Consider the following 26,529-nt stretch of genomic DNA (forward strand, 5'->3'; position numbering starts at 1 on the left):
ATCAATGCGAAGGAGGCGGCAGCCGGATGCTTCACCAATTTTCACGAACAGAGCTGGCTATTGGGCCAGAGGGGCTAGCGCTAATGAAGGGGAGCACGGTTGCCGTGCTCGGCATCGGAGGCGTTGGCGGCATTGCAGCTGAGGCGCTTGCACGCACCGGGGTTGGACGTATCATACTCGTCGACAAAGACGTTGTAGATATTACGAACGTTAATCGTCAGATTCATGCGCTCACAACGACAGTGGGTCAAGTGAAATCAGAGCTTATGCGTGATCGGATTAAGCTTATTAATCCTGAATGTGATGTTATTGCCTTGCGCATGTTTTATACGGAAGAAACGTTCGAACAGTTTTTTGAATATCCGCTTGATTATGTTGTGGATGCTTCCGATACGATTTCGTATAAGATTCATTTGATCAAGCAATGTCTCGAGAGGAAAATTCCGATTATTTCTAGTATGGGCGCAGCGAATAAGATGGACCCGACAAAATTTCAGGTTGTTGATATTTCGCAGACGCATACCGATCCTTTAGCGAGGGTTATTCGTACTAAGCTGCGCAAGGAAGGCATCAAGCGTGGCGTTAAGGTTGTATTCTCGACCGAGCTGCCAATGAAGCCGCGTGAGGATGTTACGAAAAAAATCGTTCCTGAGAACGCGCCTGACATTCGCAAGGCGAAGCAGCCTCCAGCCAGTAATGCATTCGTTCCGCCAGTAGCCGGTCTTATTATGGTTAGTGTCGTTGTGAAGGACTTGCTCGTTGCTGGCGGCATCGAGCTGTGAACGAAGCGCTTGTCAAAAAACTAAGGTTGATGCCGGATATGAAGGCGCTTGTGCTTAAGCCGCCCTCCGAGCATTACTTGGAGGAACTTGGATTAGACTCGGATTCAACCGTTGTAGATGGTGAATTGCAATACGAGGTTTGAAATCTCCGTTCGATAAATAAGCAATGAATAAATAGCCGTTTCGAGAAAAAGCGATCTTGCCTTTTCTGCGAATCGGCTATTTTTTATAAACTATGTACGTTGAATTCCTTGTTATTTTACAGACGATGAGTTCAGTGCTGTGAGTGAATATCTGGCGAACAAATGTGCTAGTATGCTATGATCGGAGTAACAGATGGCAGAAGGTTGGGGAGCAGGATGGATTTATTTTCATATCAAGAGGCAGAAATGCCGCGTGCCAGGCTGCTTGCAGATCGCATGCGGCCGCAAACGTTAGACGAATATATCGGGCAAGAGCATATAGTAGGAACGGGTAAGCTGCTGCGGCGGGCAATCGAGGGCGATCAGGTATCATCGATATTGTTGTACGGTCCGCCAGGCTGTGGTAAAACGACGCTAGCCCATATTATATCTCTGCGGACAGCGGGCGAGTTCGTGAAGCTTAACGCGGTGGATGCTTCAGTAAAGGATGTACGTGAGGTAATAGATCAGGCTCGTACGAGCAAAGCGATGTATGGCAAGAAGACGACGCTTTTTCTAGATGAGGTGCATCGCTTCAATACAGCTAGGCAGGATGCGCTGCTTCCTGCTGTCGAGCAGGGTATTATTATTTTTATAGGTGCGACAACTGAAAATCCATTTCATCATGTGAATGGCGCTCTATTGTCTCGTTCAACTTTGTTTCAGCTCGAAGCGCTTGGCGAGGAGCACGCCTATGAAGCCATGATTAGAGCATTAGCTGATCGTGAGCGGGGTTTAGGTTTTATGGATCTACAAGTGGATGAAGACGCGCTGCGGCATATAGCCGCAATGGCGGGCGGTGACATTCGTCGGGCGCTTAATGCGCTTGAGCTGGCTGCGGTGACAACACCATCTGAGATGGATGGGTCTGTCCGGCTGACGCTTGAGGTTGCTCAAGAGTCGATAAGGAAGCCATCTATTCGTGCAGATCTATCTACACAATATGATGTGCTATCCGCATTTCACAAAAGCGTAAGAGGCTCGAGTGACGCAGCATTATTTTGGTTTTTGTATGCGGTGGAAAAGCTGGGCATGGACCCGATGACCTTTATCCGCAGGCTGATTGTAGCATGCAGCGAAGATATTGGACTTGCTAATCCACAAGCGATGATTCAAGCGGTCACGGCGATGGATGCTTATCACAAGATAGGCTGGCCTGAAGCGAAGTATAACATCTCACAAGCGATTCTATTCGCGGTAGAGAGCCCTAAGTCGAATGCTACGGCGATTGCGATCGGCAATGCGGAGGCGGCTATAGAACGATCAGGCGACGCAGAAGTGCCGCTGCATCTGCGTGACACTCATTACAAGGGAGCACAGCAGCTTGGTCACGAGGGATACCAATATCCCCATGACTTTCCGAACCATTACGTAAAGCAGCAATATTTGCCGAGCACGCTTGGGGGAATGACCTTTTATAAGGCTACCGAGCAAGGGATGGAAGATAAAATCAGGCAAAACCAGCAAAAACGAAAAGGCAAATAATAAATGGCAAAGGAAAAACTCCCGCTAATTTGATGGAAGTAAGCTGATTCATGAGCTAACGTCCGTATTAGCGGGAGTTTTTTCTGTTATTTTAATTTTTATCTATAAACATCCGAGATTGTATATTCTCATCCGACTGAAGAAATTCCCTCAGCGGAGCGAGCTTTAGGCAATCGCGAACATAAGGCCGAAATAACCGAATACTACGGTCAAAATACTCATTACAAATGCAGGGATAAGCTTATTTGCGCGGTACATCCAGATCAGACCGACTGCCATAAGTGCAGCTGCCGCAAGCATGAGCAGGCTCTCCATGTTCATCGTGAATTTCAAGCTGATGTCAGGGCTGAAACTGCCTTTGTAAATCGATGTAAAAAGTGATGAAGGTGATTCCGATTGGAGCGTTTCCTTCACTTTATGCGGAGGTGCTTGTTGTCCAAGGACGCCTGTTGCTGCAAGCACGAGCAATGCAATCAAACTTTCTGCCTTTAGCCACCGTCTCGGATTGAAATTCGGATTTTTTTTGGCTGCCTTTTTGTATCCGAAGCCGTTGGAGAAAGCAAATAGCAGCAAAGGCAAAATGAGTAGATGTTTGATCAGCAGCATCTGGCCGTAAGGAAGCATCCATGAGTTCACATATTCTGGAGTCGTGAACGACATAAGCGTAATGCCAGCAAGAAGCGTTACCACGACAGAAATAATGGCCACTGGCGAAAACCAACGTAGAAATGCGTTCCAATTTGCATCATCTTTGGAAAACCAACTGATTATAAACAAGATGCCAATCCATACGCTGACTGCGAGAAAATGAGCAGAATGTGTAATTAACCCTTTAAATCCATAGAGTGATGAAGCATGTCCTGCATAACCTAGCCATACGATTAGCAAAAAGGTAACAAACAAAGCAACCTTCGGCATATGCTTATCGCCCCGGAATGCTTTAAGTCCTAGTAAAAAAGCGAGTCCAGCTGATCCAATCGCTGTCCAAAGCCATGCCTTTCCCGTATTAACATCGAGAAGGATGCTCTTCAGAATGGCGCCATAAGTCATGTCAAAGTCTTTGGCAAATACGAGAGCAAGCTTATGAATAGGAACATAGGATAAGATCGGTATTGCTATTGCGCATGCGAGCAGCAGGCCATGAGGCACATGCACGGAGGGCCTTCTATCCTCCGGTACAAGCCGCAATAGAAAGGTGCCCGTTAAAATGGCGAAGCAAATGTATAGAAGGCCTTCGCTGATATAGATCATTATTTGCGCCTCCGCATGAATAAGAGAGCTGCTGTTACAATGATGACTCCGATAATTACATAGGGAGTATAGTTCGTTCCTGCATCATTAGTTGAAGTTTCGCTGCTTCCACCGTCAGTATTCGTGCTTGCTTCAGGTGAAGGAGTAGGAGCAGTCGTCGCTGCTGGTGCATCCGTGGCAGTGGTCGTTTCTGGTTCTTGTGTTGGTTCTTCAGTAACAACTGGCGCTTCTACAGTAAACGAATAGTCACCTTCCACTGAATGACCATCCGCTCCGATAATTACCCACTTTATAGTATAAATACCATTAGGCAGAGCAGCGGGAACCGATCCAGTCATCGTCATGCCGTCAATCTCGACCTTCTCTTTTTCCATTTCCTCGCCGGCAGCATTCAATATTTTAAAATTACTAAGCTTCTCGATCTTTGTGTTAAACGTCATCTCTATACGCTCTGGTGAAGCAGTGACCGTTGCATCTCGCGCAGGTACCGCACTTTCAAGTTTGGAATGAGCCATCGCTACGCCCGGAACGAGCCACAGGGCCGCAAGGAAAATAAGCAATATTCGTTTCATTTGTAAACCTCCTACATATTTTTGTAACGAGCCTACTTGGTAAGCTCATTGCATTATAACAGATTCCAATTAGCTGTTGCTCCACATAAAATGACCAATTCATTGCGGCTTTATGAACATTTGTTGAAGTTCGATTTATTAAAATATAAGAAGGTATATCATTTGCTCCTACTTATGTTATATTTCTCCGTCAAAGCAGCTTCAGCATCCAGAGGACGCTGAAGGCGTTTTTGCTTAGCCTCATAAAAAACGCATAGAAAGACTGAAAATCCGTGTATAAGTGTTAGCCTATGACGAATAGACATAATTACAGTCTTGAGAGCGGATTGCCTCATGGCTTTACCGTTTGACGCGGCGGTTTGTCATCTAGGAGAAATCTCACATTACACAAAGATTGCCGTATCTTTGTTCCAAAAGGAGGTGCACCTGTCATCGCATCCCGTTTCATTTATTGCGGAGGACAGGAATCTATTGAATGACCCATTACCGACCAGTATGTCTTTGCTGCTCATTTTTATTTTCGTAATGATGAACAGTTTTTTTGTTGCTGCCGAGTTTGCAATGGTGAAAGCTAGAGGAAGCCGCTTGGATGCAATAGGTGCAGAGGGAGATACACGAGCAAAACTAGCCTCTCATATGACAGGTAATCTGGATGCTTATTTGTCTGCATGCCAGCTTGGCATTACGCTTGCATCGCTTGGTCTTGGATGGGTTGGGGGGCCTGCGATCGCTAATGTGATCATACCAGCTATGGGGTTCATCGGTATTCGCAGTGAATGGTTCATTCATGTTTTTTCATTTTTGCTTGCCTTTACTCTCATAACGATGCTGCATATTGTACTTGGAGAGCTGGCGCCAAAAACGCTGGCAATCCGCAAAGCTGAATCCATTACGCGATTGACAGCATGGCCGCTCGTTTGTTTTTATAAGCTTATGTTTCCCTTTATTTGGTTATTTAACGGCATGGCCAATCTGCTTCTGAGAAAAATCGGAATTGAGCCCGTGACCGAGAAGGATTCTGCACATACAGAAGATGAAATTCGGATTCTGATGAAGGAAAGCCACAAAAACGGACTAATAGACAATATGGAGCTTACACTCGTCGATAACATTTTTGATTTTGCCGAGACAAATGCGCGCGAAATTATGATTCCTCGTACAGAAATGATATGTCTGAATACGAGCCACAATTTATCCGACAATAAAAAAATTGCACTGGAGCAAATGCTAACGCGTTATCCGGTTTGTGAGAATGACAAGGACAACATCATTGGATTCGTGCACATCAAGGATTTGCTGAAGGACACGATGCATAACCTGCAAGATATTAGGCAAATTACGAGACCGATTACGACAGTACCCGAATCGATGCAAATAAGTACGCTGCTAAAGCTGATGCAAAAACGAAAGTCGCAAATCGCTATTTTGATTGATGAGTACGGAGGTACATCAGGCTTAGTGACTCTGGAGGATATTATGGAGGAAATCGTCGGCGAGATTCAAGACGAATTTGACGAGGAACGAGAGCCTCTCGAGAAAAAGGATGACAATACCTACTCGATTAGTGGACTCATGCTGATTGAGGAAGTCAATAGCTTCTTCAATCTTGATATAGAGACAGATGATTACGATACAATTGGAGGTTGGATTTATTCCAAGATAAACATACCTCCTGTCAATAACCAACGTGTCGATTATGCGGGCGAGTATGAATTCATTATCGAAGAGACGGATCATCTTCGGATTTCACGTCTTATGGTCTGTAAGATCGGTGAGAAGAGAAAAGGGCAGGGCGGTCAGCATTTTGGTTCAAAATGAGCGTATTGATCAAAAGAAAAAGCTGCCTGACGCATCGTGAATGGATGCGTCAGGCAGCTTTTTATGTTGGTTATGCTTGTTTTGCAAGATCAGCAGCAGAATCAATTTTTTTAACCTTATCGATCGTGCCTCCTCCAAGGCAAACGTTGCCGTCGTAGAGCACAACTGCTTGTCCAGGAGTAATGGCTTTCTGCTGTTTATCGAACACGATATGGGCGTTTCCATCCTCGCCAATCGTTACGCTAACGCCTTGATCTGGCTGGCGATAACGGAATTTGGCAGTGCAGCGAATAACATCTCCGCTGTTAGCTCGGACGATCCAATTCATGCCGCTTGCCGTCAAACTCTCGGAGTAGAGACTAGGATGCTGCTCGCCCTGCACAACATAAAGAATGTTGTTCTCCAAATCCTTGTCCGCTACGAACCAAGGCTCACCGGAGCCTGATCCGCCAATACCAAGTCCTTGGCGCTGGCCGAGCGTGTAATACATCAGTCCGTCGTGACGGCCCTTTTTCTCGCCGTTCCTAATATCGATCATGTCGCCAGCTTGAGCAGGAAGATAGCCGCTGAGGAAGGTTTTGAAATTACGCTCCCCGATAAAGCAAACGCCCGTGCTGTCTTTTTTCTTAGCGGTATATAAGCCAGCTTCTTCCGCGATGCGGCGCACCTCAGGCTTCGGAAGATGCCCAATCGGGAACATCGCTTTAGCCAGCTGTTTCTGATTGAGGGCGCTAAGGAAATACGTCTGATCTTTATTTGAATCGATTCCGCGAATCAGCTTTGTTGTGCCATCCTCGGTACGTTCTACTTGGGCATAATGACCTGTTGCCAAATAATCCGCTCCAAGCTCCAACGCACGCGTCAGGAAATCGCCAAATTTAATCTCACGATTGCACATAACGTCTGGGTTAGGCGTACGTCCGCGCTTGTACTCATCTAGAAAATAAGTGAATACCTTGTCAAAATATTGCCGTTCAAAATTAACGGTATAGTAGGGAATACCAATTTGTTCACATACGCGGCGTACATCTTCAGAATCCTCTTCCGCCGTGCAATGACCGAATTCATCGGTATCATCCCAGTTTTTCATAAAAATGCCGACAACGTCATAGCCTTGCTGCTTAAGCAGCAGCGCAGTGACGGAGGAATCGACGCCGCCTGACATCCCGACGACTACTCTTGTCGAAGCTTTTGGTTTTTCCATCGTAAACACCACCTTGCTTGAATCAAACATTTATTATTGTAACATAGGCTGCAAACTTTTTCATGAAGATGTCAACCTTTTTGCACATTCTGCCCGTTCGATATGTTAACATATAAGTGAAATGGGAATACAGAGAATTAACAACCAATGCGTCAGACACATTCATAAATCAATACTAAAAACAATAAAAGAGGTGCCACTTTGAAAATATCGACGAAAGGCCGCTATGGCTTAACAATTATGATGGAGCTTGCGGCTAAATTTGGTGAAGGCCCTACTTCGCTCAAAAGTATCGCTGAACGGAATCAGCTTTCCGAACACTATTTGGAGCAATTAGTAGCACCCTTGAGAAACGCAGGTCTTGTGAAAAGTATTCGCGGAGCTTATGGCGGTTATATTTTATCGAAGGATCCAGAAACGATTACGTCTGGGGATATTATTCGGATTCTAGAAGGACCGATCTCGCCTGTAGACTTTACAGAAGAAGACGATCCGGCTAAACGTCAGCTATGGCTGCGCATTCGCGACAGTATTGCAGAAGTATTAGACTCGACTACACTTGCAGATCTAATCAATTTCGAAGACGCTGGCAAACCTGATAGCTATATGTTCTATATTTAAGGAAGCTGACCTATGAAAAAACATTATTTTGATCATGCCGCTACTACGCCTATGCATCCTGCCGTCATCCAAGCGATGCTTGAGGTTATGCAAGGTTCTGGCGGCAATTCGTCTAGTATGCATGCTTTCGGAAGAGCGGCCAAGCATCAGTTAAATCGATCACGAGACCTCATTTCAGCAGCAATCGGCTGCAAGCCAGCACAATTATTATTTACCTCAGGCGGTACCGAAAGCGATAACGCCGCATTGATTGGTGCCGCCAGAGCACAACGCAAACGAGGCAAATCACATATCATAACTTCAGCGGGTGAACATCACGCTGTTCTTCATACATGCGAGTGGCTGGTTAAGGAAGAAGGTTACTCCCTTACCGTGCTGCCTATTGATAGCTGCGGGCGAACATCGCCGGAGCTTGTTCAAGAAGCCATGACCCCAGAAACAGGACTCATTAGCATCATGCATGGAAATAACGAGGTTGGCACGATCCAGCCGATAGAAGAAATCGGGCACATAGCTAAAGCTGGCGGGGCGGTTTTTCATGTTGATGCTGTTCAAACCTTGGGCTTGTTCGAATATAAGCTTGATGAGCTGCCAATTGATTTGATGAGTTTCTCTGCCCATAAGATCAACGGTCCACAAGGTGTTGGTGCACTATATGTGGCTAACGGCACTCCGATTGATGCTCTCCAGCATGGCGGATCTCAGGAAAGAAAACGGCGCGCAGGGACAGAAAACATTGCGGGGATCGTTGGGTTTGCAACCGCAGTTGATATTTCTGTGAACGAGCGAGAAAATAAGCAACTTTTTATGGACGAGCTTCGTAAGAGATGGATAGAACTGCTTCACAAGCATGTTGAAGTGCCTATCGTTATTAATGGCTGTGAGCAGCACTTCTTGCCGCATATCGTAAATGTCAGCTTTATCGGTGTCGATACGGAGACGATGCTTATGAATTTGGATATGGAAGGTATCGCAGCCGCAAGCGGTTCCGCTTGCACCTCCGGCGCGCTTGAAAGGTCACATGTACTTAGAGCAATGCAATTGCCCGAGGAACAAATTAATTCAGCAGTAAGATTTAGCTTCGGTTTGGGGAATACTTTGGAGGAATTAGAAGATGCCGCACAGAAAATTGGAACAATCGTGAGGCGTATTCGTAATAACTACTAGGAGGACTCCAGCTAAGCGTGATCAAACTTCAACGTCTTATTGGACTACCCGTCATCGTTATCCATTCCGGCAAACTTGTTGGAACCGTCAAGGACGCCTGGTTCGATGAGCATTGGCAGCTGAAAGGCCTGATACTCGATTGTCCCAAGTGGTTTGCTTCATCCGTAAAAATAGTGGAGTGGACTCACGTGTTATCATGCGGAGAGGACACCGTTATAATAGCAAGTGAAGCAGCGATCGTTCGGATGAAGTCGAAGCAATTGCTACGTTCTTTTTACACGGGATTAGTGAAATTAAAGGATTTACCCGTCGTAACTGTCCAGGGTGTTCAACTTGGCCGGGTGTCGGATGTTTATTTTTACCCAAAAGAGGGTACACAAATAGTAGGCTACGAGCTTACGGACGGTTTTGTTTCGGATCTGATGGAAGGGCGCAGATGGCTGAAGGCGCCGAGTGATCCGGATAACGTATTACTCGGGGAAGACGCGATTATTGTTCCTGCTGTCAGTGAAGCGGAATTGGAGCCTGTCGCAGCTTCCAATTTCAGAGGATAGGGAGAAATGAAAGATGATGAGATGTCCGAATTGTAATTCGAAAGATATCGGAAAGATCGGTTCCCACCAGTTTTATTGCTGGGGCTGCTTCATTGAATTGACGGTTAACGGCGACAAAATGTCGGTTTACCAAGTTGAAGAGGATGGCACGTTAAGCTCGCTCGACGACTTGTTTTTTGAAGAAGAAATTACACAGGTTCACGTCAACTGACGTGCGTTGCTATAAACATGAATATCAAAAGACGGTCTTTGGCCGTCTTTTTTTTGCTGTTCTAGGATGAATTTTAGCGCTTGTACATATACTGAACTAGTTCGGCTTGTCTTGCAAAGGACGAATCGAATAAAGAAAGTTCGGGGGTGAGGACGGTGGAACGCTTTACAAAGAACCGTCTGTTTGTATGGCTGGTTTATATCATATTAGCGCTGCTTGCGATTTATCTCTTGCTGCTTATTAAGCCGCTTATCTTGAACGTTTATGTTTTTGTAAAAGCGGTTTTTGCGCCATTTATAATCGCGATGATCATATCCTATGTGCTGAATCCTATCGTTACGATGCTGCATGACCGAAAGGTTCCTAGGACGATTGCGGTGCTGCTCATTTATGCTGTGTTCTGTGCAGTCATTACAGTACTTCTTGTTAACTTGATTCCGATGTTCATCGAGCAAGTGCAGGAAATAAACCGTCATGTGCCTGAGCTTTCGATGCGTGCGCAAAATATCGTCACAGACATTAATAATACTTCTTTTTTACCGGAAAGCATTCGGAGCGGGCTCAATAAGTCGCTTTTGCACATGGAGAAAAAGCTGTCGGAGAGTCTGTTTAACTTTGTTAACAATATCGGCTCCATGTTGAATGCTGTGTTTATCGCGTTCATTATTCCGTTTCTTGCCTTCTATATATTAAAGGATTTTGACGTGTTTGAACGAACCGTCATAACGTATGTCCCTAAATCGCATCGCAAAAACACGGTCAGGCTGCTTAAGGACATCGATACGGCATTAGGCAGCTATATTCGCGGTCAATTCTTGGTGTGCGTTATCGTAGGCGTACTGGCTTACTTCGGTTATCTATTGATTGGAATGCCATACGCTTTGCTGCTTGCCGGCATTGTTGCTATCACGAATGTCATCCCTTATCTAGGGCCATTTTTTGGGGCGGCACCCGCAATTCTAATGGCGTCTACCGTTTCAATAAAGATGGTCATTCTCGTGGCGATTATTAACACCTTATGTCAAATACTTGAAGGCAACGTTATTTCTCCGCAGGTTGTAGGCCGAACGCTTCATATGCATCCCTTGTCAATCATTTTTGCATTGCTGGTCGGAGGGGAAATTGCCGGCATTGTTGGCATGATTTTGGCGGTTCCTATTTTTGCGGCTTGCAAAGTCATCATTCAGCATATGTTCGCCTATTACGTGCGGAGAAAGATTATTTGACAGGCGGATAGGCTGTAGCTATAATTTTAAAATAATCAAGTGTCAATTATAAGGGAATAAATCGTTGATGAAATGAAGTAAGCCAATGCCCGTTAGCCAGAGAGAAAGCTTCTTCGCATTTGCTTTTTGATAAGTATATGCGTCGGTTGAGAGAGCTTTTTATGACGAAGAGTGGCCGAAAGCTATTTTCGGAGTGTGAATGAACTTCACCGGTTGGACCCGTTAATGTCTAATGAAGGCGATTGCGCATGCTGTTTACAGCGAGGCAATAACCAGGGTGGTACCGCGATTCTATTCGTCCCTGTCAATGACAGGGGCTTTTTTGTGTTTTATCATTTGAAGGGGGCTCATCCTAATGAAAGCTAGTGAAATTCGTGCAAAATGGCTTGCTTTTTTTGAAAGCAAAGGCCATAAAATTGAACCAAGCTCATCGCTCGTACCGCATAATGACCCGTCCCTGCTTTGGATTAATGCAGGTATGGCGCCATTAAAGGCTTATTTTGACGGACGCATCGTTCCAGAAAACCCGCGTATTACGAACTCACAGAAGTGTATTCGTACGAATGATATCGAGAACGTAGGCAAAACCCGCCGTCATCATACGTTTTTCGAGATGATGGGCAATTTCTCGATCGGTGATTACTTCAAGGAAGAAGCCATTACTTGGGCATGGGAGTTTCTGACAGAGTCGAAATGGATTGGCTTTGATCCTAATCGCTTGTCCGTAACGGTATATCCAGAAGACGAAGAAGCATTTGAATTCTGGAATACAAAAATTGGTCTCCCTGCTGAACGTATCTATAAGCTGGAGGAAAACTTCTGGGATATCGGCGAGGGCCCTTGCGGACCTTGTACTGAAATTTTCTATGACCGTGGCGACAAATATGGCGATCTATCGGACCCGGAATGCTGGCCAGGCGGTGAGAACGAGCGTTTTCTCGAAGTTTGGAACGTTGTATTCTCACAATTCAATCATAACAAAGACGGCAGCTATACGCCGCTTCCAATCAAAAACATCGATACAGGCGCTGGACTTGAACGTTTTGCTTCTATATTGCAGGATGTGGATTCGAACTTCGATACGGATTTATTCCGCCCGATTATCGACCGCACATGTGAAATTGCGAAAGTAAGTTATAAAGTGAACGAAGAGCATGACGTTGCGCTAAAAGTTATTGCCGATCATATTCGTACAGTAGCATTCGCAGTAGGTGACGGAGTAATGCCTTCAAACGAAGGACGCGGCTACATCATTCGTCGTTTGTTACGCCGTGCTGTTCGTTACGGAAAAACAATCGGCATCGATCGTCCATTCCTGCATGAGCTGACTTCCGTTGTTGGCGAAGTTATGGGCGTTTACTATCCAGAGGTTGTGGAGAAACGCGAGTTCATCGAGCGGGTTATCCGGACCGAAGAAGAGCGTTTCCATGAGACGTTGTCTGATGGACTCGCAATGCTGTCTGATTTGGTAGCAGCAGGTACGAAAGCCGGCAAGACAGAGATCAATGGTGATGATGCTTTCCGCTTGTATGACACTTACGGCTTTCCTTTTGATTTGACGGAGGACTTTGCTTCGGAAAATGGAATGACGGTTGATCGTGCAGGATTCGACGCAGCGATGGAAGCGCAGCGCGACCGTGCTCGCGCAGCTCGCCAAGACACTGGAAGCATGAAGGTACAGGGAGGCCCGCTTGGCGATTTCACGGTTAAAAGCGAGTTTGTTGGCTATAATGAACTGGTAACTGAGTCCAAAATTATTGCCATCGTTCATGAGGACTTGTTGGTAGATGCTGCATCAGAAGGCAGCAAAGTCGTCGTTATTTTGGATCGTACACCTTTCTATGCAGAGAGCGGCGGACAAATCGGCGATACAGGAACGATTACGGGCAAAGGCTTTACACTACATGTTGAAGAGGTAACAAAAGCTCCACACGGTCAAAGCGTTCACCATGCCGTTGTAACGTCGGGGACTGCTCGCACAGGCGAAGCAGTAGAGGCGAGCGTTACAAGAGCTGTGCGCGATGACATCATCAAAAACCATACCGCAACGCACTTGCTTCATAAAGCGCTCAAAGAAGTGCTCGGCGATCATGTCAATCAAGCGGGCTCATCGGTAGAGGCTGAACGTTTGCGCTTCGACTTTTCGCATTTTGGCAGTATTACAGCGGAAGAACTGGTAACGATTGAGCGTCGTGTAAATGAGCAAATTTGGTTAGGTACTGCGGTATCTATCGAAACAAAATCATTGAATGAAGCTAAAGCAATGGGTGCGATGGCGTTGTTCGGCGAGAAATATGGCGATGAGGTTCGTGTGGTTCAAGTTGGCAGCTACAGCTTAGAGCTATGCGGAGGCTGTCATGTAAGCAATACGTCGCAAATTGGATTGTTCAAGCTGTTAAGCGAGAGCGGAATTGGTTCGGGCGTGCGAAGAATTGAAGCCGTTACAGGTAAACATGCGTATAACTACTTAGATGGCCAACTTGACCTGCTTAAGCAGTCAGCTGTTCTCCTGAAATCAAATTCAAATGATGTGCCTAAACGGATCGAAGCATTGTTCGGTCAAGTGAAGGAACTCTCACGCGACAATGAATCACTTCAAGCGAAGCTGAGCCGTATCGAAGCAGGTTCGCTTGAGCAAAATGCAAAAACAGTGAATGGGATTACTGTCCTGTGTGCAAAAGTAAATGCTCCTTCAATGGATGCGCTTCGGGGCATTGTTGACGAGCTGAAGCTGAAGCTAGAGTCAAGCGTTATCGTGCTAGGTTCGATTTCGGATGACAAGGTTAACCTTGCTGCAGCGGTTTCTGCAGATTTAATTAAAAAAGGTTTCCATGCTGGAAAAATTGTTAAAGAAGCTGCAATTCATTGCGGCGGAAGCGGCGGCGGACGTCCTGATATGGCGCAAGCAGGCGGAAAAGACACAACAAAGCTGGATGAAGCTTTGAAACTTACAGAAGAACTAGTTCTTAATCAAACAAATGTGATATGATATAAATGTATATCTCATTGAAATGCGGTTTGGAAAGCGAGGTGCTGGCGATGAGTTCCATGGACAAAACAATGAAATTTAACGTGAAGGCGGAGGGGGTTGAATCTTCTCAAGACATTCTGCTATCCGTGCATGAAGCGCTTCTAGAGAAAGAGTATAATCCGATTAACCAGATCGTTGGGTATCTGCTGTCCGGAGATCCCGCGTATATTCCGCGGCATAACAACGCCAGAAGTTTAATTCGCAAGAAGGAACGAGACGAATTAATCGAGGAGCTTGTCCGGTTTTATCTAAACCATAAGAAACAATAACTAATGAGGCAGGGGCCGGACAAGACATGAGATTGATGGGACTGGATTACGGTGACCGCAACATTGGAGTTGCTGTCAGCGACGCTTTTCGTTGGACCGCACAGGGAACAGGAGTTATTGAACGCAGACGAGACAGCAGCGAGTTTGACCGCATTGCCGACCTGGTTAAGGAGCATGAGGTTAGTGAAATCGTTGTTGGTCTGCCTAAAAACATGAATGGTACCATCGGTCCACGTGGAGAAATTTGTATAGAATTCGCAGAACAGATTAAGCAGAAACTAAACATACCTGTTCACCTTTGGGACGAAAGGCTGACAACGGTAGCTGCCGAACGGACGCTTATTGAAGCGGACGTCAGCCGGAAGAAGCGAAAGCTCGTAATAGACAAAATGGCGGCAACGCTTATTTTGCAAAATTATCTCGATTCTAAAGCGAAAAGGTGAGGGTAAACATGACAAAAGAAGAAATGGAATTCGAAGAGCCGGAAATTATTTATATTCCGGATGAAGAAGGCAACGAAGAGGAATTCGAAGTCATCATGAAATTTGAAGTTGATGGTTCCGATCAGAAATATATGATGGTTGTTCCGCTCACTGGCGAAAATGACGAGGAAGATGAAGTTTATGCTTTCCGTTATGAAGAAGAAGGCGATGACCTGAAGCTGTATACCATTGAAGACGAAGAAGAATGGAATATGGTTGAGGAAACGTTTAACACTCTCCTTGGTGAGATGGAGGAAGAAAATTAATGTCTGGCACAGAGCATGAAGCACCTAAGAAGCTGAATACGCTAAGAGCGGCATTCGGCAATGAAATTGAGCTTGAAGCAGATGATGGCAGCGTAGAGGTATACGATATTAAAGCTGAGTTTCAGCTTGGGGATCGAATCTATGCAGCCCTACAATCGGATCCGATGCGTGGCGAGGATGATGTCGAGCTATTTCGTGTCATTCAAGTCGACGGTGAACCGCAGCTGGAAAACATTGAAAATGACGAAGAGTGGGAAGCAGCGTCAGAAGCTTACGATGATTTGTTGTTTGCAACTGACGAGCGTCCTTAAAACGTCGTACATGTATATGCATTTAACGAGAGAGCGGCCAATAACCGCTCTTTTGTTCCATGTCTAGAGTCAATTGTAAAGCATTGGAGAAAATGATTCGATTTCTCAACTGCGTACCGCAACTTCAGCTGAGCCACCAGAGTATGGTCTCAGCCATTTCGCCTGCGCAAATCGATATACCGAAAATGATGGATTAAAAAGAGGGGGTCTAAGTTTGGACAAGTCATCACAGCACCTTGAGCAACAATCATCATCCGGACCGAGGAAAAGCCGCATCACATTATGGGTTATTTTGAGCTTGCTAGGTATTATGATAATAGGTGCTGGAAGCGTAGCTTTATACGTATGGAGCAGCTTGAAGCCAACGGCTGCTGGAGAGGTTCAGAAGCTCGAAATTGCAAGAGGAACATCAGCGAATGAGGTTGCAGAATTACTGGAAAAACAAGGGATAATTAAAAATGCATTTATTTTTAAATATTATTTGAAGTTGAAGGATCAAGGCGGCCGCTTTCAAGCGGGTATATATGAGCTTAGTCCCGGCATGAAAAATGATGCCATCATAGCCAAACTTAACGCTGGTGATACAGTAGAAGCGGAAACCATTCGATTCACAATACCTGAGGGCTTTACCGTATTGCAAATTGCTGACAAGCTTGCAGAAGAGAAATTGATCAACAAGGAAAAGTTTATTGGATTAATTGCATCGGAAAAAAATTGGGGTGATGCAGAGGCTGCTCGAGCTATCCCTAATAACGATAAGCTGCATCAGCGTCTTGAAGGTTATCTTTTCCCAGAAACGTATGAATTGAAAAAGGAAAGTACAGAAGAGGACATTATCAAACGAATGGTTCTTGAGCTTGACCGGAAGCTTGCTGAGCTTCCTGAGGGCTGGATGGATGTGCTCGAAGAGAAGAAAATGTCTTTCCACGACATGCTGACAATTGCATCGCTTGTTGAGCGTGAAGTCGTTGTGGACGAGGAAAGAGCACTTGTATCGGGCATTATTTACAATCGTATTGCCGATGGTATGAAGCTGCAAATCGACGCAACTGTTCAATATTCTCTTGATAAACCTAAGGAACGTCTATATGAGAAGGATTTGCTTGTAGACAGCCCATATAACACTTATAAGGTGGAAGGCTTGCCGCCTGGACCAATCGCTAGTCCAAGCCTTAAGTCTATTGAAGCGGCTATATACCCGGAGAATACCGAATATTTCTTTTATGTAACAAAAAAGGACGGAAGTCAGTCTCATTTGTTCGCAAAAACATATAAAGAGCATTTGAAAAACATCGAGAAAAGCAATCAGACGGCAGGGTAGTTATTCGATTAATTAGTAAGCGAAGCTGGTTGGTGTTTTTAAGGAGGAGCAAGTATGGCGTACAAGCCGGAATTGTTAGCTACCGCTGCATCTATAGAGGAGCTGGAAAGGCTCATAGCAGCAGGCGCGGATGCTTTTGTCATTGGCGAAGCACGCTACGGTATGCGATTAGCAGGAGAGTTTAGCAAGGAAATGATAGCACAGGCAGTAAAGCTTGCGAAGCCTAAGGGTGTGAAAATATATGCGGCCCTTAACAACCTTATGGATAATGAGGCAGCTGATTCATTAAATGATTATGTATCCTGGCTCGCTGAAGCAGGCGTAGATGCACTAGTATTCGGTGATCCTGCTGTCTTAATGGCTGCTAGATTGCATGCTCCTGGCATGGCTCTGCACTGGAATGCCGAAATGACCTCAACGAATTATGTTACAGCTAATTATTGGGGCCGCAGAGGCGCCACTAGATATGTACTTGCACGCGAGCTCAACATGGAGCAAGTTTGCGATACAACGGCAAGTACAGAGCTTGAAGTTCAAGTACAGGTTCATGGCATGACTAATATTTATCATTCCAAGCGTTCGCTTGTAGATAACTATATGGAACATCAGTCGGAGCCGGATCGGCTTCCGGAGAAGGACAAAGATCGTGGTCTTTATGTGATGGAAGCGGAGCGCCAAGATGAGCGTTATCCGATCTACGAAGATGCTAACGGCACTCATATTATGAGCTCGGATGATGTTTGTATGGTAGAGAACCTTCATGAGCTACTTGAGGCTAAAGTAAGCAGTTTGAAGATTGAGGGACTAATGAAATCTACCGAGTACAACGAAATCGTTGTTCGTTCATATCGACAGGCGATCGATGCTTATATGGCTGACCCAGAGGGTTACATGTTCCAAGAGGAATGGCTGGACGCTATCAAACAAGTTCAGAACCCGCAGCGTGAGCTGAGTTATGGCTTCTTTTTTAAGGAGCAAGTCTATTAATAAGGAAATGCTTACGAAGTAGTTTTGCTTCGCAAAACCAAAGGAAATGCTTACGAAGTAGTTTTGCTTCGCAAAACTTAGGAGGTACACATAGTGACAACAATGGAGAAGACGACACCTCGCTATCAAGGCAAACGCCATCGACTGGATAGACCGGAGCTGCTCGCACCAGCCGGGAATTTGGAAAAGCTGAAATTTGCGATTCATTATGGAGCTGATGCTGTTTATATCGGTGGTCAGAAGTACGGCTTGCGCTCCAATGCGGATAATTTCAGCTTTGAAGAAATGAAAGAAGGCGTCCAGTTTGCAAACCGTTATGGTGCGAAGGTATTTGTCGCTACGAATATATACGCGCACAATGAGGATGTAGAAGGTCTCGAGGACTATTTGCGTAATTTAGAAGAAGCAGGAATCTCAGCAATCATAGCCGCAGATCCTGCCATTATCGAAACAGCGCAGCGGGTAGCTCCAAAGCTTGAGGTTCATTTGAGCACGCAGCAATCAACGCTTAACTGGCAGGCCGTGCAGTTCTGGAAGGAAGAAGGCTTGCCGCGGGTTGTGTTAGCCCGTGAAACGAGCTTTAAAGACATTGCAGAAATCAAAAAAAATGTTGATATTGAGATCGAAGCGTTTATTCATGGTGCGATGTGTTCATCGTTCTCTGGACGCTGCGTATTGTCAAATCATTTTACTGACCGCGACTCCAATCGTGGAGGCTGCTGTCAGTCATGTCGCTGGAAATATGATTTGTTTGTCGATGATATGCCAATGTACCCGGAAGAAGAAGATAAGTTCACAATGGGCTCTAAAGATCTCTGCATGATCGAATATTTGCCTGAGCTTATCGAAGTTGGCGTCGACAGCTTCAAAATTGAAGGACGAATGAAAAGCATACACTATGTGGCGACGGTCGTTAACGTTTATCGTCAAGCTATCGATGCATACTTCGCTGATCCTGAGCATTTTGAGCTGAAGCAGGAATGGGTGGATGAGATAAATAAGGCTGCGAATCGTCCGCTTAATACTGGATTTTTCCTCGATACGCCGGGAGCAGAGGATCATATTTATGAGCCTGAGGAAAAAGCAGCGCCTTATGATTTTGCTGGGGTTGTTGTAGATTATAATGAGAAAACGGGTTTTGCGATCGTGCAGCAGCGCAATCATTTTAAACTCGGACAAGAAATTGAATTTGTTGGTCCCAAGGGCACATTCTTTAAGCAAACCGTAACCGAAATTACGGATACAGAAGGTAATGCACTTGAGGCGGCGCGCCATCCTTTACAGCATATTCGCATTCGTACACTAAAGCCAGTTAAAGCGATGGACATGATGAGAAAAAAGATCGAGAAAAAGTAAATATGCAAAATTATGACTGGAGTCTTATTTTTTTAGAAAATAAGACTCTTTTTTTTGTGTTTATTATTATGATTTGACAAGATTATGTCGATATAAAATAATATACTGTAAATCTACTATAAATACATATTTCGGCAAGATTCGCTAGCAGCAAACGAACTATATTAGACATACAAATTAAAGGCGGTGTCTTTCCTAATGGAAAACCAAGAAGAACAAAAAAAGAAGAAACCAAAGAAGCAAAAACATGAAAAAGAGCAAATCAGCGTAAATGAAGTAAAGTCTGAATCAAGCTTGAAAGCGTCGTCAAAAATGCAATTCATATCACAAGCAGCTAAGGCGGCGAGCCTTTCTGTAAAAGGTACGAAGCTGTCGAACCCTATTAAATCGGTAGGGACGAAACTATTTACAATCATCTTTTGCAGTATCATAGCCTGTGTATTAACTGTAGGTCTAATGGCATATTCAAAGTCAAAGTCTATTATTGAAAATAAAGTTTCGGAGGCAAGCTTTCAAACGATCAACCAGGTTGCAAATAACCTAGACGTCATTTTCAAAACATATGAGGATTTATCGCTGCAAATATTAATTGATAAGGACTTTCATGAGATTGTAAGAAAAATGAGTGATAGCGGAGACGAATTCGGAAAATTTGAGGCGTCACGTAATTTAAGCGACAAAATGCAAGCCTACGTTATGGGCAACAATACGATTGTCTCGATGATGTTACTGCCAGTAAATCCAAAGCTGAGCGTTATAACCTCTGGTACTGCATCAAACGGCACTGCGGAGAATTTAATGAAAACCGCATGGTTTATGGACGTTGTTGAAAAAGGAGGGAAAACGAGCTGGATTCCTCCTCAGCCTGAAGGACTGTCTAATCCAAAGGGTGCTCCTACCATAGCTTTGAGTCGTCTAATTAAAGATACAACTTCAAGTGTAGAATCTTATGTGCTGCTGCTCGAGGTTCAAGCCGATACGTTAGCCAAACAGTTTGCTGATGTTCACCTTGGTGAGGGCAGTCAGCTGGCTATTGTGAATGCAAACGGTGAATATATTACAAATGCTGATGAAGGAATGATAGGCAAGCCAGCGAGTATTACATTTCCTGCCGAAGGTGATAAAGCGCTTGAGAATTCAGTAAAAATGCAAACGAATAACGGTGATGATGTCCTAGCTACATACACAACATTCGAAACAATGGACTGGAAGCTGTTAGGTACGGTACCGGTAAATGAACTTGTCAAAGACGCTAAAGCGATTCAAAGTTTGACATGGATTACTGTATTGATCGCTGCACTTATTGCGATTGCCATCGGTATTCTCGTTATTATGACGATTGCTCAGCCACTGGTGAAGCTTCGCAACCTGATGACTGAAGGCGCAAGCGGCAATCTGACCGTGCGATCTGTCATGACTAAACGAAAAGATGAAATTGGTGAGCTCAGCGACAGCTTTAATCTTATGATGACACAAATTACAGCATTAGCTGTTCAGACAACTAGGTCTGCCGAGGATGTTTTGAACACAGCTACAGAACTTGGAGATGCCTCGCGGAAAACAGCCATTTCTGCCAAGGAAATCGCAGTCGCAACAGAAGAGATCGCAGGTGGAGCAACAAGCTTAGCAGTTGAAGCGGAGCGAGGTTCTGACCTGACAGGCAACATAGATGTTCAAATGAAAAAAGTCATCGCCGCCAATGAACAAATGGTGCACTCAGCTCAAGCCGTTGAGAAAGCCAGTGAGCAAGGAACGAACTATATGGGCGTTCTTATTCAAAAAACGAGTATGACGGAAGAAATGACGCGTTCTATGGTAGAGAAGGTTGATGCTTTGAAGGAAAGCACGGGTTCAATCGTTAAAATTCTGGATGTACTCAACAACTTAACGAAGCAAACGAACATCTTGTCATTGAATGCAACGATTGAAGCAGCACGCGCAGGAGCGGCAGGAAAAGGCTTTATGGTCGTTGCCGATGAAATTCGCAAGCTAGCTGATCAAAGCCGACAATCCATTGACGTTGTCGGACAAATCACGGAGAAAATCAGAGGCGAGATTGACGAGACGGTACATGTTTTGTCAGATGCTTATCCGTTATTCCAAGAACAAATCGGTTCCGTAAAAGAAGCAAATCAAATTTTCTTAACCGTTTCTGGTCAAATGGGGGAGCTAGTCAAGAAGCTGGATCTCGTAACTGACTCAATCGGACAATTGGATGAATCGCAAGTTGTATTAGGAGAAGCGATGACAAACGTAAGTGCGGTAGCAGAGGAATCCTCCGCGACCTCAGAGGAAGTTGCATCGCTAAGCTCGGAACAGCTTAGTATCAGTGATGGAATGGTTCGTTTGTCCGAGAAGCTTGATACTGTGTCTCGCGAGCTGAAGGATACACTTTCTCAATTTAAAATTAATTAATTTAGGTATCATAGCTAAAAATTATAAAATAAAGGAAGAGCTACTCAGGCAGTAAGTGCCGAGTAGCTCTTTTTTTGTTATGGAAAATAGGATTGATGTTTGAAGGGGAGCTGCGCAAGGAAATAATGAAAGTATATCGATTACAGCGCTCATAGATCATAAAGCAGCGATAAAAAAGGAGCTCTTACAACATGAGAACTGAACATGATTAAACGGATATCCATTGCTGCTTGTTTCATTAGTCTAATCATGGTGGTCTATATTGGCCGCCTTGCTTGGATTCAGCTTATGCCTGGCAGCACTTCTGCAGCGGTTCTTTCTCCATTAGCGAATAGAGGAGGGGGAGGATGGCAAAGGTTGTCGGTTCAGCAGCGTCAACGAAACTTAGTACTGGACACAGGTAGAGGTGATTTCTACGATCGCTATGGAAAATCGATAACTGGTGAAACGTATTCGGCAATCGCTTTATTTCCTGTGCGAGCAGATTTACGCGGTCAAGAAGAGGATTTATCCGAGCTTAGCCGTTTATTAGGTGTAACCAAGGAGCAATTGCAGCAGAAATGGGATGCAGTGCGAGAGCCTGTTTTTTGGAAAGCTGACGGGGTGCAGGCTCCTTTGCGTCTGACGAATGATCAAATCACTCGCCTAAAAAAACTTCAGTTGAACGGTATACGTGTGCTTCCATATCGCAATCGCTATTTGCCGGACTTTGAAGCTAAACATCTGATTGGTTTTACTAGCCAGCATCCAGAATGGCTGCAAGCTAACCACGCGGAAGAGCTCATAAACGGCAAAAGAAAGCTAGTTGATCAGGTTGGCGGATCTGGTCTTGAGAAATCGCTGGATAAGATGCTGCATGGGGTAGGTGCTACTTCTGTCTCCTACTTTTTGGATGGACGTAATGCTCCAATGCATGGACTTGATATGCGGATTACGCAGCCGGGCAACCGATACTATCCGCTTAAGGCGATGACGACGATTGATTTGCAGCTGCAAAATGAAATTGAGGCGTATGTGGATGCTCAAGGCTTAAAGGAGGGCGCGATCGTTGTGCTGGATGCGAGCAATGCGGATATTGTGGCGATGGTATCACGGCCCCAGCTGAAGCCAGGACAGTTCCTAAGCTCCGACGGCAGTGAATGGGCTAATCATGCAATTAAGGCTGTCGCACCTGGCTCTGTCTTCAAGCTAGTTGCAGAGGCTGCTGCGCTTGAAGCAGGTGTAGTTAACCAGCATGAAACTTTTTTTTGCAATGGCGAATACGGCAAATACGGATTGTCCTGCTGGAAGGAAGGCGGCCACGGCCGCTTGACGCTTCAGGAGGGCTTGGCCCAATCATGCAATATTGTGTTTGCAACGCTGGCAGAGCGGCTTCAGGCAAAGGAGTTGAAAAGGACCGCAGACTTGCTCGGCATCGGACAGCAAGCGGGCTGGCATCGTGATGAGGGCTTTGGCCCCTTTACAACGCCTCTACGGCTGCTGGAGGAGGAAGAGCGAGGGCAGCTGTTTGCACCCGTTACGAGCAAGCTGGTTCGGGATAGCGGAGGAGAAAAGGGTGAGCACGAGCAGGAGAAGGACAAGCATAGTGCGAAGCGGAGCGGGAAGTCTGACGCGGCGCAGAAAGCGCGGGAAGAAGCAGTGATGTTTGCCGGCGTCGATGGCGGCGTGCTCGCGCAGAGCGCGCTTGGGCAGCGTGATGTAAGGATGTCGCCGCTGCAAGCGGCAAATCTGATTGTAACGCTGCTGAATGAGGGGCGCGTAATGGAGCCGCGCCTAGTTAGTGAAATCCGCTATGCCAACGGCCAGCGGATGGTGAAGCTGCCCGCGCAGCGCGCGCAAGCGATCCGTGGCCGGATTAAACCGGCCACGGCGCATGCGCTGCTGCGCGGCATGCAGGCGGTCGTCGACCATGGAACCGGTCGATCGATCCGCCAAGGGCTGTGGGCGGTTGCCGGCAAATCAGGCACCGCCGAGACGACGCAGGCCGGAATCGCTCGCAACCACCAGTGGTTTGCGGGCTACGGCCCGGTCAAGTCTCCACGATACGCCGTAGCCGTCCTCGTGGAGAACAAGCCGCCTGGCAGTTCGCATCAGGCGACCAAGCTCTTCCGCGGCGTCATGGATATTGCCGCCCGCCATTCCAAATAAAAAAATAGAGCCATGGCCAAAAGCAGCGAATCAAACATTCGCCTGCAATGGCGTGGCTCTATTTTTTATATTACAGCTAACTATTGATCCTTGATGTCTTTATTATTTATTTTCACCGATACATTATCAGCGTCGGACTTGTCCGCAGGGTTGTCGTATTCCCCAAGCGGGGCGTGAATCCAGCGGTGGAAGTAACCTTGATCATACAGCGCTTTGATTAAGATCATCAGAATAGGTGATAATATTACACCTGCAACGCCGAATAGCGACAAGGAGACAATCATAAAAGCGAGCATAGTAAAGGCGGACACGCCTAAGGAGTCGCCCGTAATTTTTGGTTCAAGAATTTGGCGGGTAAGCACAACAACAAGAAATAGTGCGGACAGCCAAATGGCAAGCGAAACCTTGCCGACAATAATTAAATAAATAATCCATGGGATGAAGATTGTGCCTACGCCGAGCAAAGGCAGAATATCGAAGATCGCGGAAACGACTGCAATGACAAAAGCATTTTCTACGCCAAGCAGCAGAAGTGCGATCAAAATAACGACAAAGGTGATGCTGATCATCTTGGCTTGGGCCTTGATGTACAACGCGATTCCTTTGAATACATTATTTCGGAGGAAGAAAAAAGCAGTTTTGAATGTGTTTGGCGTTTTGTCCTCTGCCGTCCTCTTCCAAGTCGTAATTTCGATGCTTAAGAAATAAGCTAATATAATGCCGACAACAAAATTGAAGACGAAAGTAGAAAAGGATGTGACGTATCCGATAATGTTAAGTAGTACAGACTTTCCGAATAAGGCTAATGTAGAAGAAGCGCCTTCAATGAGATCTTTGGAGCGCTGTACCAGGTCCAAATCAGCTGGCAGGTTTCCGAATCTGGTTTGAACCTCTTCAGTAAGAGTAGCGATTTGAACGGCAAGCATTTCTTGGTATTTTGGGAAGTTGTTAACGAGCTCAGTTCCTTGCTTCGTAATGAGATAAGCAGCACCTGAGAAGGCTGTAAGTAAAACCAACGTGAATAGCAAAATCGAAATGCCGGAGGCGATCGATTTTTTCATGCCAAATTTGTTCAAGCGTCTTGCCAGCGGCTCGATACATAAGAAAATGAGAAAGGATAAAAATATAGGCGTTGCGATTCGGTACAGATAGCTGAAGGAAAACATAATTAAATAGACAGTGAGTGCAATGAGTGCGATGTCAAAGGCGGTTCGCCAATACTTTTTGTAAAAGGGCAGCATCGAATTTCTCCTTCTTTTTCCATAATCATATTTCCATAAAGATTGTACTATAGTTTTTAAAAAGATGCCTATTTTTAATTGCGTTATGCTACAATTAAAGCTACTGTTGTTGTTTTGTACCGCTATTTATTCGTCGACTAAATCATATAACGGTGGGGAAAACAAAATGGAAAATTTACTGTTATGGGGATTATACGTCGCATCCTTCTATGCGTTTCTTCCTGGACTTATTAGCCGTACTTTTGGCTTTCGTGTTTTTAAGAAGGGCCGCGTGGGAAAAGAAATTTCTTTGACGTTTGATGATGGGCCAGATGAGGTTTACACGCCGCAATTGCTCGATCTTCTTGCCCGCTATAATGCGAAGGCAACCTTTTTTGTTGTCGGCTCGCATGCCGAGGGGCAAGAAAAACTGCTGCAGCGGATGAAGGATGAGGGTCACAATATTGGTGTCCATAATTACGTTCATAAATCGAACTGGCTTATGCGTCCGCGAACGGTTAAGCGACAAATCGAGCGTACGCTTGACATTATTGAGCAAGCAACGGGACTGCGTTCGACTTATTATCGACCGCCATGGGGAATCGTGAACGTATTCGATTATGCGAACTTAGGCCATTTGCAAATTATTTTATGGTCGGCGATGTTCGGTGATTGGCGCATTCGTCTAGGCTCAGAACGTTTGAAGAAACGGATGCTGAAAAAGCTTCGACCTGGTGAAGTCATATTGCTACATGATTGCGGCATGACCTTTGGGGCGGACAAGGATGCTCCGAGAAATATGATTGCTGCACTTGAGGCTTATTTAGAAGAAGGCACGAAGCGAGGTTTCCGTTTCGTTGGCATTGAAGAAATGATGAAGTTATCCGAAGCAACGCGTGCTGCTCATACTTCACTCTGGAAGAAAGCAATGATATCGCTTTGGTTGATGTGGGAGCGACTGTTTCATGTCGTATTCCGTCTGAAAACAGTTGGTGATGTGAAGGATGCAGCCTTTCATTACCGAGTTACGACATATAATGGTCAGGACATTGAACTAGCTGAGGGCGGGCGCGTCTCCAAGGGAGACCGTATTGCTGAACTGCATTTTGACAACAAGAAATTGTCAATGATCGCTGCAACCTCGAAATCACCTGTAGCAACAGGTATTCGCATGCTTCGTGAAGTGGAGCAAGCACTTCCGCTGCTCGCAAATCAGCTTGCTGTAGATACAGATGCGGATGACATTAAAGCCGTATATGGGGTCACAATGATTCATCGCGGAGCTGATCGACTAGGCTTTGAAATTTTCCAGCTACCTGAAGGCTGGTTCGCCAGATCGACGCGTGTGTACTTGCGCATATTGATTAAAGTACTAACAAACACGAAGCAGACAGCGAAGAGCAAGAAGAAAAGAGAACTGATCTCGCCTCGTATGCTGTTAATGCCGGTCGCAACGATCAGGCAATATGCTACGGCGCAGCTGAATATGATACAAGATATGAGTCAAACGGTGGAGAGAACATTAAGCGCAGCAGCCGACGAAGCTGCGCAGCTAGGTACAAAAACAACAGCGATTTGATGTTGAAATATAAAAGACTTCTCTCGAATTGAATCATAAATAAATAAATAAATAAATAAATAAAGGAGTGC

Annotated in this window: 24 protein-coding genes; 20 read left to right on the forward strand and 4 right to left on the reverse strand. The window is 45.4% G+C overall.

The window, feature by feature from the left end; translation table 11 throughout:
* Positions 1 to 26: 26 nt before the first annotated feature.
* The 3 genes from AC787_RS22720 to AC787_RS22725 all read left to right on the forward strand — a co-directional run bounded on the left by AC787_RS22720 (position 27) and on the right by AC787_RS22725 (position 2,449).
* Complete coding sequence (locus AC787_RS22720) at positions 27 to 782, forward strand: ThiF family adenylyltransferase (protein ID WP_054027267.1); 756 nt, start codon at positions 27 to 29, stop codon at positions 780 to 782.
* On the forward strand, positions 779 to 925 hold the full coding sequence (locus AC787_RS34160) for a hypothetical protein (RefSeq protein WP_161807560.1): 147 nt from the start codon (positions 779 to 781) through the stop codon (positions 923 to 925). Before AC787_RS22720 ends, AC787_RS34160 begins: the two co-directional genes overlap by 4 nt.
* Before the next feature lie 216 nt (positions 926 to 1,141).
* Positions 1,142 to 2,449, forward strand: a complete 1,308-nt coding sequence (locus tag AC787_RS22725) for a replication-associated recombination protein A (protein WP_054027268.1) — start codon at positions 1,142 to 1,144, stop codon at positions 2,447 to 2,449.
* A gap of 165 nt (positions 2,450 to 2,614) precedes the next feature.
* Here AC787_RS22725 and AC787_RS22730 read toward each other — a convergent pair whose 3' ends face one another.
* Together AC787_RS22730 and AC787_RS22735 are read right to left on the reverse strand one after the other, a co-directional pair.
* On the reverse strand, positions 2,615 to 3,700 hold the full coding sequence (locus AC787_RS22730; RefSeq protein WP_054027269.1) for a copper resistance D family protein: 1,086 nt from the start codon (positions 3,698 to 3,700) through the stop codon (positions 2,615 to 2,617).
* Positions 3,700 to 4,272, reverse strand: coding sequence for a copper resistance protein CopC (locus AC787_RS22735; protein ID WP_054027270.1), 573 nt, complete (start codon positions 4,270 to 4,272; stop codon positions 3,700 to 3,702). The genes AC787_RS22730 and AC787_RS22735 overlap by 1 nt, the downstream gene beginning before the upstream one ends.
* 471 nt (positions 4,273 to 4,743) lie before the next feature.
* On the opposite strand from AC787_RS22735, the gene AC787_RS22740 reads away from it, so the two are divergent.
* The gene (locus tag AC787_RS22740) at positions 4,744 to 6,090 is read left to right on the forward strand and encodes a hemolysin family protein (RefSeq protein ID WP_235561096.1); all 1,347 of its coding nucleotides are present in this window, start codon (positions 4,744 to 4,746) and stop codon (positions 6,088 to 6,090) included.
* Positions 6,091 to 6,160: 70 nt separating this feature from the next.
* Here the strand turns inward: AC787_RS22740 and mnmA are convergent, their stop codons facing one another.
* Positions 6,161 to 7,294 (reverse strand): tRNA 2-thiouridine(34) synthase MnmA, encoded by a 1,134-nt coding sequence (gene mnmA / locus AC787_RS22745; RefSeq protein WP_054027271.1) that lies wholly within the window; start codon positions 7,292 to 7,294, stop codon positions 6,161 to 6,163.
* Positions 7,295 to 7,495: 201 nt separating this feature from the next.
* Between mnmA and cymR the strand changes: the two genes are divergently transcribed.
* The 15 genes from cymR to AC787_RS22820 all read left to right on the forward strand — a co-directional run bounded on the left by cymR (position 7,496) and on the right by AC787_RS22820 (position 23,659).
* Entirely contained in the window at positions 7,496 to 7,915 is a 420-nt protein-coding gene (gene cymR / locus AC787_RS22750; RefSeq protein ID WP_054027272.1) for a cysteine metabolism transcriptional regulator CymR, read from the forward strand.
* 12 nt (positions 7,916 to 7,927) lie between these two features.
* On the forward strand, positions 7,928 to 9,082 hold the full coding sequence (locus tag AC787_RS22755; protein WP_054027273.1) for a cysteine desulfurase family protein: 1,155 nt from the start codon (positions 7,928 to 7,930) through the stop codon (positions 9,080 to 9,082).
* A gap of 17 nt (positions 9,083 to 9,099) precedes the next feature.
* Positions 9,100 to 9,636 carry a PRC-barrel domain-containing protein gene (locus AC787_RS22760; RefSeq protein WP_054027274.1) on the forward strand — a complete coding sequence of 179 codons (537 nt, stop codon included), beginning with the start codon at positions 9,100 to 9,102 and terminating at the stop codon, positions 9,634 to 9,636.
* A 13-nt stretch (positions 9,637 to 9,649) separates the two neighbouring features.
* Positions 9,650 to 9,847, forward strand: a complete 198-nt coding sequence (locus AC787_RS22765; protein WP_054027275.1) for a hypothetical protein — start codon at positions 9,650 to 9,652, stop codon at positions 9,845 to 9,847.
* A gap of 155 nt (positions 9,848 to 10,002) precedes the next feature.
* On the forward strand, positions 10,003 to 11,073 hold the full coding sequence (locus AC787_RS22770; RefSeq protein ID WP_054027276.1) for an AI-2E family transporter: 1,071 nt from the start codon (positions 10,003 to 10,005) through the stop codon (positions 11,071 to 11,073).
* A gap of 355 nt (positions 11,074 to 11,428) precedes the next feature.
* Positions 11,429 to 14,062, forward strand: a complete 2,634-nt coding sequence (gene alaS / locus AC787_RS22775; protein WP_054027277.1) for an alanine--tRNA ligase — start codon at positions 11,429 to 11,431, stop codon at positions 14,060 to 14,062.
* Positions 14,063 to 14,112: 50 nt separating this feature from the next.
* Complete coding sequence (locus AC787_RS22780; protein ID WP_054028150.1) at positions 14,113 to 14,373, forward strand: IreB family regulatory phosphoprotein; 261 nt, start codon at positions 14,113 to 14,115, stop codon at positions 14,371 to 14,373.
* A gap of 26 nt (positions 14,374 to 14,399) precedes the next feature.
* The gene (gene ruvX, locus AC787_RS22785; protein WP_054027278.1) at positions 14,400 to 14,816 is read left to right on the forward strand and encodes a Holliday junction resolvase RuvX; all 417 of its coding nucleotides are present in this window, start codon (positions 14,400 to 14,402) and stop codon (positions 14,814 to 14,816) included.
* Positions 14,817 to 14,824: 8 nt separating this feature from the next.
* Positions 14,825 to 15,121 carry a DUF1292 domain-containing protein gene (locus tag AC787_RS22790; protein WP_054027279.1) on the forward strand — a complete coding sequence of 99 codons (297 nt, stop codon included), beginning with the start codon at positions 14,825 to 14,827 and terminating at the stop codon, positions 15,119 to 15,121.
* On the forward strand, positions 15,121 to 15,432 hold the full coding sequence (locus tag AC787_RS22795) for a DUF1292 domain-containing protein (protein WP_054027280.1): 312 nt from the start codon (positions 15,121 to 15,123) through the stop codon (positions 15,430 to 15,432). The genes AC787_RS22790 and AC787_RS22795 overlap by 1 nt, the downstream gene beginning before the upstream one ends.
* Positions 15,433 to 15,646: 214 nt before the next feature.
* On the forward strand, positions 15,647 to 16,753 hold the full coding sequence (mltG, locus tag AC787_RS22800; RefSeq protein WP_054027281.1) for an endolytic transglycosylase MltG: 1,107 nt from the start codon (positions 15,647 to 15,649) through the stop codon (positions 16,751 to 16,753).
* A 54-nt stretch (positions 16,754 to 16,807) separates the two neighbouring features.
* The gene (locus AC787_RS22805; protein WP_054027282.1) at positions 16,808 to 17,740 is read left to right on the forward strand and encodes a peptidase U32 family protein; all 933 of its coding nucleotides are present in this window, start codon (positions 16,808 to 16,810) and stop codon (positions 17,738 to 17,740) included.
* A gap of 102 nt (positions 17,741 to 17,842) precedes the next feature.
* Positions 17,843 to 19,096 carry a peptidase U32 family protein gene (locus AC787_RS22810; RefSeq protein ID WP_152970766.1) on the forward strand — a complete coding sequence of 418 codons (1,254 nt, stop codon included), beginning with the start codon at positions 17,843 to 17,845 and terminating at the stop codon, positions 19,094 to 19,096.
* 198 nt (positions 19,097 to 19,294) lie between these two features.
* Complete coding sequence (locus tag AC787_RS22815; protein WP_235561097.1) at positions 19,295 to 21,511, forward strand: methyl-accepting chemotaxis protein; 2,217 nt, start codon at positions 19,295 to 19,297, stop codon at positions 21,509 to 21,511.
* Positions 21,512 to 21,715: 204 nt separating this feature from the next.
* Positions 21,716 to 23,659 (forward strand): peptidoglycan D,D-transpeptidase FtsI family protein, encoded by a 1,944-nt coding sequence (locus tag AC787_RS22820; RefSeq protein WP_054027284.1) that lies wholly within the window; start codon positions 21,716 to 21,718, stop codon positions 23,657 to 23,659.
* An 80-nt stretch (positions 23,660 to 23,739) separates the two neighbouring features.
* Here AC787_RS22820 and ytvI read toward each other — a convergent pair whose 3' ends face one another.
* Positions 23,740 to 24,900 carry a sporulation integral membrane protein YtvI gene (gene ytvI, locus AC787_RS22825; protein WP_054027285.1) on the reverse strand — a complete coding sequence of 387 codons (1,161 nt, stop codon included), beginning with the start codon at positions 24,898 to 24,900 and terminating at the stop codon, positions 23,740 to 23,742.
* Between the two features lie 166 nt (positions 24,901 to 25,066).
* Here ytvI and AC787_RS22830 point away from each other — a divergent pair, with 166 nt between their 5' ends.
* Complete coding sequence (locus AC787_RS22830; protein ID WP_054027286.1) at positions 25,067 to 26,458, forward strand: polysaccharide deacetylase family protein; 1,392 nt, start codon at positions 25,067 to 25,069, stop codon at positions 26,456 to 26,458.
* Positions 26,459 to 26,529 lie beyond the last annotated feature (71 nt).

Source organism: Bacillus sp. FJAT-28004 (assembly GCF_001280845.1).
Lineage (GTDB): Bacteria > Bacillota > Bacilli > Paenibacillales > Paenibacillaceae > Pristimantibacillus.